Origin of the sequence: Lelliottia amnigena (genome assembly GCF_019047465.1) — a bacterium.
In the GTDB taxonomy this organism is placed as follows: Bacteria; Pseudomonadota; Gammaproteobacteria; order Enterobacterales; family Enterobacteriaceae; genus Enterobacter; species Enterobacter amnigenus.
In genome coordinates this window covers 2,716,828-2,728,352 of sequence record NZ_CP077236.1, presented here as the reverse complement: position 1 = coordinate 2,728,352, position 11,525 = coordinate 2,716,828, and the positions used below count along the sequence as shown (strand labels likewise).

Below are 11,525 nucleotides of genomic sequence, written 5' to 3'. Positions count from 1 at the left end.
ATGTTATGACCTGTCAAACTCACCTTGTACGACTGGCACTCGGCCAGAATCAATATCGGGAGGTTTATATGGCAGACTTTACACTGGCGAAGCCGATTTTTGGCGGCAAGCAATCCAAAACCTCCGCGCCGGGTAATATCGCCTATGCCCTGTTTGTGCTGTTTTGCTTCTGGGCGGGTTCCCAACTTCTGAACATTCTGGTGCACGCACCCGGCGTGTATGAGCATCTGATGCAAGTTCAGGACACTGGTCGGCCGCGCGTCGATATCGGTTTAGGCGTCAGCACGATTTTCGGTGTGATTCCGTTTCTGATTGGATGCGTCATTCTCGGTGTTGTCGCGTTGGTCCTGCGCTGGCGCCGTTATCACTCACGTTTAGTTAAGTGACATACAGCGAGCCCGACGGTCGTCGACCCGTTTTGCGAACCACGCCGTGGTGAGATTACGGGTGATTTTCGGGCTTTCAAGCTGAATGCCCGGCAAAATTTCGCGCGGTAACGCTTTGCCGCTTTTCTGCTCCGCAAGCTTATACACCTGCTGGTAGAGATCCGTTTTCTCGAACGCCAGACTGTCGCCTTTTTCCAGTTGGTGGCGAATGTCGCTGTTGCTCATATCCAGCTTTATCGCCAGCTTGCGCACCGCAAGTTCAATGGTCCCTGCCTCGCTGCTACCGTAAGCAATCAGATCGCCATCCAGCGCCAGTTTTGTGCCTGTTGCACGACTCACCGCATTCTGGAACGCGGCGTTGCGGCTCGCATACCATCCCGCGTTGAAATCGGCAAAACGGTACAGCGGCTCGCTGTAATTGACCGGATAATTCAGCAGATGATAGGTACCAAACCACAGCCCGCCGCGCAGAGAGAACACTTCCTGACGCACCGTCCCGTCGATTTTCCATGGGTAACCGCGGGTGTGTTTCTCTGCAAAATCAATGCTGACCTGCATGGGGCCGCCGGTATGCACCGGATTGAGCGATCCGAAAAGCGTCTGCCCCATCGGCACCATATTGATAAAGTCATCAAAAATGGCGCTGAGCTGCTTCTCCGTTTTCACCGTATCCAGCCGTTCGCTGTAGCTTTTACCGTTTGGCGACGTGATTTTGAGCGCCGTATGCACCAGGAACACCGGGACGTGCATTTTTTCGGCACGTCGGTCGATCTCTTTCCAGGCGATTTTGTTCAGCCCCGGCACCGCCGGATCGGACTGATACATCGACTCCTGCTGCGCCACCGCCAGCACCGAGCAGATATTCTCCTCGGTCGGCGCAATTTTTTGGCTCTCAAACGTTTTCGCCAGCACGATCGCCCAGTCGTCACGATCTTTCACGCTGGCCGGCATTTTTTGCCGTACCACGCTTGCCACATCAACCGGCTTTTCGCCCTTTTTCAGCGGTGCAGCGCTTTTTTCGGCGCATCCGGCCAGCACCAAGGCGGCGAACAGTGATAAAGGCAACGTTCGTGATACGGCAAATGGCATAGCGATTCCCTGTCTTAACCTAATGTATGAGTGACTTCCTGTAGATCCTGGCCATCCAGTTCGCGCTCAAAACTGCGTAAACGCTTATAGATAGACATCAGCTCGACAAGCGTAGTCCATGACGCGATGAGATACTGGAAAGAACCACGAACCTGACTGAAAACGTTAGTTATCTGCGTCATCAGACCGAGCGTAATCGTACCTGCCACAATCGACGGAAACAGCAGGAACAAACCGAAAACGTTATCGACCTGCAGATATAAAATACGCGCGATGTTGAAGTACATATAGTGGAAATAGAGACGGAAATAGTTGCGGCGCACCGCGCCAAACAGCTCACGCACCGTCGGCGGCGAGGCGCGATTGGCGTCGTCTTCGCCGTAGACCAGTTCTTTACGATAAGCCGCTTCTACACGCTGATTTTTAAACTCCAGCCCCGGCAGTTTGATCCCAACGGCCGCCAGCAAACCGGTCCCCATCAGCGACCAGACAATTGCCGCAATCACCAGGCCATAAGGCAGATGGCCGACAATCGGCAGTTCCTGAACATGGACGGAGAGTGCCACCAGTACCGGCAGGAAGGCGATGAGCGTCATAATGGCGTTAATAAAGCTCACGCCCATATCTTCCAACGTCGAAGCAAAACGCATGGTGTCTTCCTGCACACGCTGCGCCGCACCCTCGATATGACGCAGCTGCTGCCAATGCGCCATATAGTGTTCGTTCATCGCGGTACGCCAGCGGAACACGTAGTGGCTCACAAAGAAGTTATTCATCACCCCAACGAATACCGCAATAAGCGCAATCCCCAGGAAAATACCAATTTCTTGATAGAACCGGTTAATCGTAACCTTATGCGGTGAACTGAGCGCCGTTTGGATCAAGTCATAAAACGGAGCATACCAGGCGTTGACGGCCACGCCCACTTCCACCAAAAACCAGGTGACGAAGATGATGAGCGCGGTCCCCAGTATTGACCAGTATTGCCAGCGATGCGGGGAATACGTAAACCAGAACAGGGCGAACAGACCGACGCACAGGGCGTAATAGGCATAAAACAGCAAATAGCTCCGCGACCAAAAACGCGCGGCGCTGATAGGGACATCGCCCGTCGCCCCGACCAGGCGCTCAAGCCATGCTCCACCGCCCGCCTGCCAGAAAATGACCGCGATCAGTGCCCAAATAAATGCCGAGAGGAAAAACGGTCCCGGCTTTGGGAAAAAAGATTTAAACATAGTGTTTCCTTCTTGTTGTTATCTCATTGCTATGCACGACACATGACTCTCACGGGCCGCTCACCGGCTCGTGCAAAAAATAGACCAGGGCTTTAGGGGTTAGTTCGCTTTCCAGTGGTCCAGAATTGTTTCTGTGGATTTCACTGCAGGAGGGTTGTGCGGTGCAGTCAACGTACGCCAGACGTCGTTATAGTGCTGAATCAGGATGTGTGCCTGCGCGGCCGGGCGATTAGCCGTGGTATGAGCATCCTCCGCGACGGTGATGTGATATCCCCGGCTGACGCCATTTTTAAGCGTGGTATCCACACAATAGTCGGTTGCGCACCCGCAAATCACAAAATGCGTGACGTCTTGTTCGCGCAGCAGGGCCTCAAGCGTAGTGTGGTAAAACGCATCGCAGGCCGTTTTAGTCACATAAAACGCGCCTGGCGGCTGATAGATTTCCGGCAACAGCGCAAACCCTTCGCTCCCCTCTTCCAGCCCACCCGCTTCGGTATGCTGGATAAAAATTACCGTATCGGCGGCCTGAACAAGTTGGTTAATCTGCGATACGCATGCTTCGCGTTGAATACGGGGTGTTTCGAAAACCCCTTGCTGCATATCGACAACCATCACCACACGCTTTTCACCCATCAACCTTCTCCGCAAATTGAACTACGCCTACGCTTATCATAAGCCTGATGTCACAAAAATGGAGAAAGCGTGCAACGAAAATGTTCTTATTTACTCGCGGTTACGTTTTTCCCACTATCGTTATGCTATTCGGCCCATTGCGCCGTGCCGTTTAGTAGTATAAATACGCATTACTTTGTTCATTCACTTCATGGATGCTTTCGTTGAAACGTTGTCTGTTTTCCATTGCCGCGCTGTGTGCGGTAAGCCTCTCCACAGTTCAGGCTGCTCAGCCGATCACGGCCCCCGTTTTCGCCTCCGATATTGCGGATCGTTACGCCAATCTGATTTATTACGGCAGCGGTGCCACCGGCATGGCAATGGTCGTGATTGACGGTAATCAGCGCGTTTTCCGTAGTTTTGGCGAAACGCGCCCGGGCAACAATGTTCATCCGCAGTTGGATTCCGTGATCCGCATTGCATCGTTGACGAAGCTGATGACCAGCGAAATGCTGGTGAAACTGCTCGATCAAGGCGTGGTGAAACTCAACGATCCATTAAGCAAATACGCACCGCCGGGTTACCGCGTCCCGACGTATCATGGCACCCCCATTTCACTGGTGAATCTGGCAACGCATACCAGCGCGCTGCCGCGTGAACAGCCAGGCGGTGCAGCGCATCGTCCTGTTTTCGTCTGGCCCACGCGCGAACAGCGCTGGAACTACCTGACGACAGCGACGCTGAAAACCGCACCGGGCGCACAGGCGGCCTATTCAAACCTGGCATTTGATTTGCTCGCCGATGCGTTAGCCACAGCATCCGGCAAGCCGTATCCGCAGCTGTTTGAAGACAACATCACCCGTCCGCTGGGCATGAAAGACACCACCTTTACGCCGTCACCGGATCAGTGCAAACGCCTGATGGTGGCCGAAAAAGGGGCCAGTCCGTGTAATAACACCCTCGCGGCCGTTGGCAGCGGCGGCGTTTACTCCACGCCGGGGGATATGATGCGCTGGATGCAGCAGTTCCTGTCGTCTGATTTCCATGCGCGCAGTAATCAGGCTGACCGCATGCAAACGCTCATCTACAAACGCAACCAGCTCACCCGAGTCATTGGCATGGACGTGCCGGGTAAAGCCGATGCGCTTGGCTTGGGCTGGGTGTATATGGCACCGAAAGATGGCCGCCCGGGCATTATTCAGAAAACGGGTGGCGGCGGCGGATTCATTACCTACATGGCGATGATCCCGCAGTCCAATGTTGGGGCCTTCGTGGTCGTGACCCGATCGCCGAATACGCGCTTCACCAATATGAGCGACGGGATTAATAATTTGGTCGCCGAATTGAGCGAGAATAAGGCGAAAGTGATCCCGGCCTCCTGATCGTTTAATACTCCGCGGGCAAACGGTGAATACTGACCAGTTTGCCCCGATTCATATTGATATAATTTCCCTTACGCAACGCGGCCAGCACCTCCGCAACAACCGAACGCGAAATACCTGTACTTTGCTGAATATGATGCATCACGCCTATTTTTGAGCGCAGCGTTTCATCCCACTCTGCCATCACCAGCAACACTGACCTGATCTGGCTGTAGGAGTTATTTCCCACCAGGTTCATGTCCCGCTTTTCCATCATTAGGTTAATCCATGACAGCCAGCCAAATGCATCCCGCCAAAGATGAAATTGCTGGAGACAATGATGCGTGGTTATTGCTGGCAGATAAAACCCTGTGCAGGGCGATTGTGGAATCAACGTATATTCCTGACGGTTTTTTACCATGCCAGCCGTCAGGCCGAAAATGAAAGGCGCCTTCACGATTCCAACAAGTAAATCGTCAGTTTTTCGATGGACTGCCACGACACCCGTCTGTAAAAACCAGGTGTGATGATCGTCGTCATAAAAGCCATCACCAAGAATTTGCTGAGGAGAAACGCTGAAAGGAGTGCTTTCGGCTTTCAGACACTGTTCAAGCCGCTTAAATTCAGAAAGGGGTTTCGCGTGGGGATTCATGCAGACCTCAAGGCATCCATACTTATCGGTTCTGTTTCATTATTATCGAGTTATAAAAAAAGCGGGGATGAACCTCCCCCGCTTATTGGCATTACCAGGCGTATTTCACACCCAGATTTGCGCCCCAGTTTTGGTCAACATCACCGCCACCCAGGTAGTTTGCACCGGTATAGGTGCTAAAGTTTTTCGTGAAGCTAAACTGTGTGCCCAGACCCACACGTACGGCGGAACCTTTCACCCCGTTGTCAATGTTGTCCCCGTTAACATCCGCATCGTTACCCGCATCGTCATAGACATATGCCAGAGTGAAGTACGGTGTTAATGCCTGCTCGCTACCGTAATTAAAGGTGTAGCCCGCATCAAGACCCGCTTCATAACGCATACTGTCGTAAGACTGGCCGTCTACTTGCATATTGTTACTTAACTGATAGTCATCGCCTGACTGGAACAGGCCCGACACTGCCGCATACGGCGTAATGTAGCCTGACGCGTTGGGTTTCCAGTCGTAGCCGAGTTTCAGGCCAAAGCCCCAGGCATCCGTGGTGGTGTTGCCGTCCACGTACTCATCGTTGCTCATTGTGGCAGTAAGATCGTTGTTAAAGCGAGAGTAGCTCAGGGAGCTATCAATAAAGATATTGTTAGCAAAATGTGCAGAGGAATAGATCATCGCCGTCTGGCTATCCTGATCAACCTGACCAGAACCCTGGCTCATATCGCCTTTTGCAAAGCCCGCCGCGCCCCCGACAATCCATTTAGCATTATTGCCATCAATCTGCGTATCCAGACCGACCATTATACCGCTGACGTCCTGATCGTAGCTGAGAGTGCCGTTATCACCGTTGAAACTGCCACCGAAGTAGCTAACCCACGCACCACCGTTATCCGCAAGACCGTGACGACTGTTGGTAAGACGCGAGCCCACTGTGTCCTGCTGCAGATTCCAGATATTGGTGTTCGCGGAGGGGATGCTCAACGCCATATTTGCGTAGTCGGTCAGCGCTTCCTGATGAAGAACAACGGTATCACCCTTCTGCTGCGCCTTGTACGTATATGCGCCTAAATCGGCTGTATTTGCCGCCGTAAAGCTCGCCTGAGTATCCGTGTTGTTGTCATATACGCGGATGATTTCGGCGTTCTTGTAATCAGCGACAGAACCCGCACCCGTCGCATTATCGATACGCACTTTGTAGTTGCCCGCGACGTCACCGTTCACCGCCAAATGACCATCAGAGTTGAGCGCCACGACACCATAGTCGTAATCCGCTTTGCTCGTATCGTTGGTAACATAACGCGCATTGTTCAGATCGGAATTCAACACCTCATCGCGACTGGCGATGTTCAACACGCCGCCGTCGGTCAGCACCATGCTGTGAGTGTCAACCTGACCCAGACCCAGTGCCAGTTCCGCACCGTTGTCCACGGTGATGGTATTGGCATAGAGCTGCGCCGTTTCTTCCGTCAGCGTGGTCAGGCTATAGCTGTCCAGATAAAGGCTATCCGTGGCAACGGCTCCACTGTCACCAATATTCAGCGACGAGCCGTTGGTCATTGTGATGCTGTCCGCGAGAAGACCCGAGTTTTCCACGTTGACCTGCGAGTGATTATTCACTGCCAGCTTATCAATGTTAGAGGTTTTACGCGTGTCCCACTCGGAACCGTTATCCAGCGTCACGTTGAACAAGCCGCTCTGATACACCTCTTCGCCAGAGACGTGACCGTCGCTGTTGAAAGTGGAATCCGGCCAGATGCTGTTAGGTGAAAGCGTGGTCCAGTCAGCGTCACTGTAGCCCAGGCCATACATTTGCGCGGGGCTGATAGCCTCAACGCTCGACTGCGCTGCGCCCACCCATTTGCTGCCGTTAGTCAGGGTGACATCCAGCTTATCGGTGTCGTCCCAACCGTTGGTCGTCGGGTTATAGATACCATCGTCGGTGGTGTCAGTCGCCGGATCGCCGTTCTCAAAGAAGTTGTTATCAAACGTGCTCGAAAAAAGAATATCCCCCGTCACGGTAGAGTGATCGAACGTTGCCGTCGTCTGCATCGCGTTATCTACGTCGCTCGATGCCACAATTAATGCCGCGTCATCCGCAGCCGTGGCATTGGTTTCGCCGTAATCACTTGGCTTCGCACTTTGGCCGTAAAAACCGCTGGTCCCCAAATCGCTGTAAGCACCAGAGGTTAACACTGAATCTTTGACTACCAGCGTATCGGTAAAGATGTTACTGCTATTTGCGACGCCTTCAGTGCCATCATAAGGCGTATTATCCAGCTCCTGATAGCCCTGCGTTAGCGTAATACCGGCAACGTGCGAGTTATTTTGAATAACAATATCGGACTCGACATCAAGAGTAATCGCATTACCGAGCGCATAAGTATCCTGATAATGCGTTTCGGTATTATCGCCATCAATAACGTCATAAGCATAATGCTCATAGGCATCATTAATCGTCGTATTATCGACTGTCAGGCTAAAACGATCATATTGCGTATGCGTTGTACCGTCTGGGTCAACGCCATTATCGCAAGAGGTGGTCATGCATTTAGAGGTAATCATTCCATTGATGGTACTATTAGAAATGCTCAGCGCATTCGCACGGCCATTAATTCCATCGTCAAGATAGTAGCTGGAAATAACGCCATTCACCGTGGAATTATTGATAACGGGATAGATATCACTGTCATGTGTAGCATCAGAGCTATCCCAGTCAACATAACCATCATACCAGGGGGTAGTCACGGTATTGTCATACCCGAAAGTATCGTAAGTGCTGTTAGAGATATCTTTAGCATTAGCCTGAGAAGCGATAGCCAATGTGCAGGCTAATGCAATTTGAGATACCACGAGTTTCTTTTTCCATGTTTGCATTGAGTCATCCCTCCTCAGGGACGTAAGCAGTTTTTCCGTCAAAACATAAATGCGACATAATATATTGCGAAGGGAATTATGCAGTCTGAATTGAAAAAGGTTCAATGAATGATTCAATTAAGTCCGTATCCAGACAATAATCATAAAAAATAAAAACAAGGGAGGAATGAAACGAGAAAATGCTATAAACACAATAAATTACATCAGAATTATATTATTTCAGGAAATATCAGCAGACCATATATATATACCCAGAAAATACAACCACGGATTTTGAGAAATAATATGAATAGATGTCCGTAACCTTGGACCGATGTAAAATCACGCGCGATAATGCCTTTGCACGTTTTAACGACATTCCAGGGTACAGGGCTCCCCCCTTCTTGCCTTCATAAGAACCACTTTCGTAAAACAGCCCGCAGGAATTTCGAGTACACTGTCCCGCATTGTTCTCCAGACATCAGGCATATCATGACCGATTTAATTGCACGTCCCCGTCGCCTACGCCAATCCCCTGCGTTGCGCGCTATGTTTGAAGAGACAACACTGAGCTTAAACGATCTGGTGTTGCCGATTTTCGTCGAAGAAGAGATCGATGACTACAAAGCCATCGACGCTATGCCAGGCGTAATGCGCATCCCCGAAAAGCATCTGGCGCGTGAGATCGAACGCATTGCCAACGCAGGCATCCGCTCGGTGATGACGTTTGGCATCTCTCACCACACTGACGCCACCGGCAGCGATGCGATGAAAGAAAAGGGTCTGGTCGCGCGCATGTCACGCATCTGCAAAGAGACCGTTCCGGAAATGATCGTCATGTCCGATACCTGTTTCTGCGAGTACACCTCGCACGGTCACTGCGGCGTATTATGCGATCACGGCGTCGATAACGATGCAACGCTGCTGAACCTGGGCAAACAGGCCGTCGTGGCGGCGGCTGCTGGGGCTGATTTTATCGCGCCATCCGCAGCGATGGATGGTCAGGTTCAGGCCATCCGTCAGGCGCTGGACGCTGCGGGTTTCACCGACACCGCCATCATGTCCTACTCCACCAAATTCGCCTCCTCCTTCTACGGCCCGTTCCGTGAAGCCGCGGGCACGTCGCTGAAGGGCGATCGTAAAACCTATCAGATGAACCCGCTTAACCGCCGCGAAGCAATCCGCGAATCCCTGCTCGACGAAGCGCAAGGTGCAGATTGTCTGATGGTCAAACCGGCAGGTGCGTATCTGGACATCCTGCGTGACATCCGCGAGCGCACCACTTTGCCGCTGGGCGCATACCAGGTGAGCGGTGAGTACGCGATGATCAAATTCGCCGCACTGGCAGGGGCGATTGACGAAGAGAAAGTCGTTCTGGAAAGCCTTGGCGCCATTAAACGCGCGGGTGCCGATCTGATCTTCAGCTACTTCGCACTCGATCTGGCCGAGAAAAAAATCCTGCGTTAACGCGCGCTCCCCTCTTCTGAACGGAGAGGGGAATCCCCCCTCACAAAACTTCACCCAACTGCAATACAAACGACATCTCGCGCTTCTACTGTCTCGGCAAGACGGTAGGAGAAACCATCATGTTTAGTCTCGATAGCGTTCTTGATGATCTTTGGCCTCAGGCGAGGCCCGCACCCTGGCAAAAAAGTCTGTTAAAACGGTTATTCCACGAAGAAGAGTTCCAGCAGTTCGCCGCAACACACCGCCACCTGAAAGGGCTGGATATGGTGGAACAGGTTCTTGAACACCTCGATATTATCTGCACTATTCCCGCTCACGACCTCGAACAAATCCCTGAACATGGCCCACTGGTTATTATCGCTAACCACCCCACCGGCACGCTGGATGGCCTGGCGCTGATGTACGCCGTATCGCGCGTTCGCCGCGATGTCAAAGTGGTGACCAATCGTCTGTTATCACACCTCGAACCGCTGAGTTCGCTGTTTATCCCGGTGGATAATATGGGCGGAAAAACGGCCAAATCCTCGCTGATGCACATGGAACAGCACCTGCAAAACGCGGGGGTACTGATTTTCTTCCCGGCTGGCGAAGTCTCGCGCCCGACGCGCACAGGTATTCGCGACAAAAAATGGCACTCGGGCTTTATCAAACTGGCGAACAAACTGCGCGTGCCGCTGCTGCCCATGCACATTCAGGCGCACAACAGCCTGCTGTTTTACGCCATCACTCTGGTCTCACCTACGCTGTCGATGCTGCTGCTAATGCAGCAGATGTTCCGCCGTCAGCACAGTCGATTGCCGATCAAAATCGGGCAGCAGATTGCCTGGAGCCACTGGTTCAGCGCCACGCTTTCACCGCGTGAAATGGCCGAGCAGTGCCGCCAGCATGTGATACGTCTTGGCAAGGGACTGCCGGGGACCTTCAAAACGCAGTGCGCGATTGCACGACCGGAAGACCGGGCAACGCTGAAGCGTGAACTGGCGCTGGCTGAATGTCTCGGCACCACCAGCGACGGCAAATCGATTTATCTGTGGCAACGCAACGGGCAGGAAGACGCCCCGATTTTGCGCGAGCTGGGACGGTTGCGCGAAATTGCCTTCCGCGCCGTGGACGAAGGCAGCGGAAAGCGTCGGGACACCGACAGCTATGACGACGATTATCTGCATCTGATTCTGTGGGACGACGACGATCTGGAAATCGTCGGTGCGTATCGTTTTATGCCCACGGCAAAACAGGTCGAAAACCAAGGGCTGGGTGGTTTGTATAGTTTCAGCTTGTTCCAGTATGACGACAAGATGGAGGGCATACTGGAACACGGCATTGAGCTTGGCCGCAGCTTTATCCAGCCGCGCTACTGGGGCCGCCGTGGCCTGGATTATTTGTGGTCAGGGATTGGCGCATATCTGGCGCGCTATCCGCAGTATCGCTACCTGTTCGGCCCGGTTTCGATTTCAGGCGGACTCCCCCCCGCCGCACGCGATCTGCTGGTGGCGTTTTACCGTCTGTGGTTTCCGGCGAATCATCCGTTAGCCGTGTCGCGCCAGCCGTATCCGGCGTCCTTGCCCGACGTGCTGGCCCAGTTTGAGGGTAAAGCGTATGTCGATGATCTGACAAAGCTGAAATCCCTGCTCGGCAATCTGGGCTGCGGCATTCCACCGCTCTACAAACAGTATTCCGAGCTGTGCGAACCGGGCGGCGTGCAGTTTATCGATTTCGGCAGCGATCCGGCGTTCAACAACTGCGTGGATGGGTTGGTGCTGGTGGATTTGTGTTATCTCAAGGCGAATCGCTATCAGCGGTATATTGGGGTGCACTCTGAGGGGCATCAGGCGACGCAGTGTCAGGATTCTCTCCCTCTCCACTAGGGAGAGGCTGGGG

9 protein-coding genes are annotated in these 11,525 nt (G+C 52.9%); 4 read left to right on the top strand and 5 right to left on the bottom strand.

The window, feature by feature from the left end; translation table 11 throughout:
- Nucleotides 1–68: 68 nt before the first annotated feature.
- Nucleotides 69–386 (top strand): DUF2755 family protein, encoded by a 318-nt coding sequence (locus tag I6L74_RS12735; RefSeq protein ID WP_059177852.1) that lies wholly within the window; start codon nt 69–71, stop codon nt 384–386.
- On the opposite strand, the gene I6L74_RS12730 is transcribed toward I6L74_RS12735, so the two are convergent.
- The 3 genes from I6L74_RS12730 to I6L74_RS12720 all read right to left on the bottom strand — a co-directional run bounded on the left by I6L74_RS12730 (nt 375) and on the right by I6L74_RS12720 (nt 3,343).
- Nucleotides 375–1,475: a DUF1615 domain-containing protein gene (locus I6L74_RS12730; protein WP_059177851.1), complete on the bottom strand. Its 1,101-nt coding sequence runs from the start codon at nt 1,473–1,475 to the stop codon at nt 375–377. The two genes, I6L74_RS12735 and I6L74_RS12730, sit on opposite strands and share 12 nt — an antisense overlap.
- Nucleotides 1,476–1,489: 14 nt before the next feature.
- On the bottom strand, nt 1,490–2,710 hold the full coding sequence (sbmA, locus tag I6L74_RS12725; RefSeq protein ID WP_059177850.1) for a peptide antibiotic transporter SbmA: 1,221 nt from the start codon (nt 2,708–2,710) through the stop codon (nt 1,490–1,492).
- Between the two features lie 99 nt (nt 2,711–2,809).
- A complete protein-coding gene (locus I6L74_RS12720; RefSeq protein ID WP_059177849.1) occupies nt 2,810–3,343 on the bottom strand; it encodes an isochorismatase family protein in 534 nt (177 codons plus the stop codon).
- Nucleotides 3,344–3,537: 194 nt separating this feature from the next.
- Between I6L74_RS12720 and ampH the strand changes: the two genes are divergently transcribed.
- A complete protein-coding gene (gene ampH, locus I6L74_RS12715) occupies nt 3,538–4,704 on the top strand; it encodes a D-alanyl-D-alanine-carboxypeptidase/endopeptidase AmpH (protein ID WP_410199991.1) in 1,167 nt (388 codons plus the stop codon).
- Between the two features lie 4 nt (nt 4,705–4,708).
- On the opposite strand, the gene I6L74_RS12710 is transcribed toward ampH, so the two are convergent.
- Together I6L74_RS12710 and I6L74_RS12705 are read right to left on the bottom strand one after the other, a co-directional pair.
- On the bottom strand, nt 4,709–5,335 hold the full coding sequence (locus tag I6L74_RS12710) for a helix-turn-helix domain-containing protein (protein WP_059177847.1): 627 nt from the start codon (nt 5,333–5,335) through the stop codon (nt 4,709–4,711).
- 91 nt (nt 5,336–5,426) lie between these two features.
- Complete coding sequence (locus tag I6L74_RS12705) at nt 5,427–8,201, bottom strand: autotransporter YaiT-related protein (protein ID WP_059177846.1); 2,775 nt, start codon at nt 8,199–8,201, stop codon at nt 5,427–5,429.
- Nucleotides 8,202–8,672: 471 nt separating this feature from the next.
- Here I6L74_RS12705 and hemB point away from each other — a divergent pair, with 471 nt between their 5' ends.
- Together hemB and olsF are read left to right on the top strand one after the other, a co-directional pair.
- Complete coding sequence (hemB, locus tag I6L74_RS12700; RefSeq protein WP_059177845.1) at nt 8,673–9,647, top strand: porphobilinogen synthase; 975 nt, start codon at nt 8,673–8,675, stop codon at nt 9,645–9,647.
- Nucleotides 9,648–9,766: 119 nt separating this feature from the next.
- Nucleotides 9,767–11,512 (top strand): bifunctional ornithine lipid synthase OlsF, encoded by a 1,746-nt coding sequence (gene olsF, locus I6L74_RS12695; RefSeq protein WP_059177844.1) that lies wholly within the window; start codon nt 9,767–9,769, stop codon nt 11,510–11,512.
- Nucleotides 11,513–11,525: the final 13 nt, after the last annotated feature.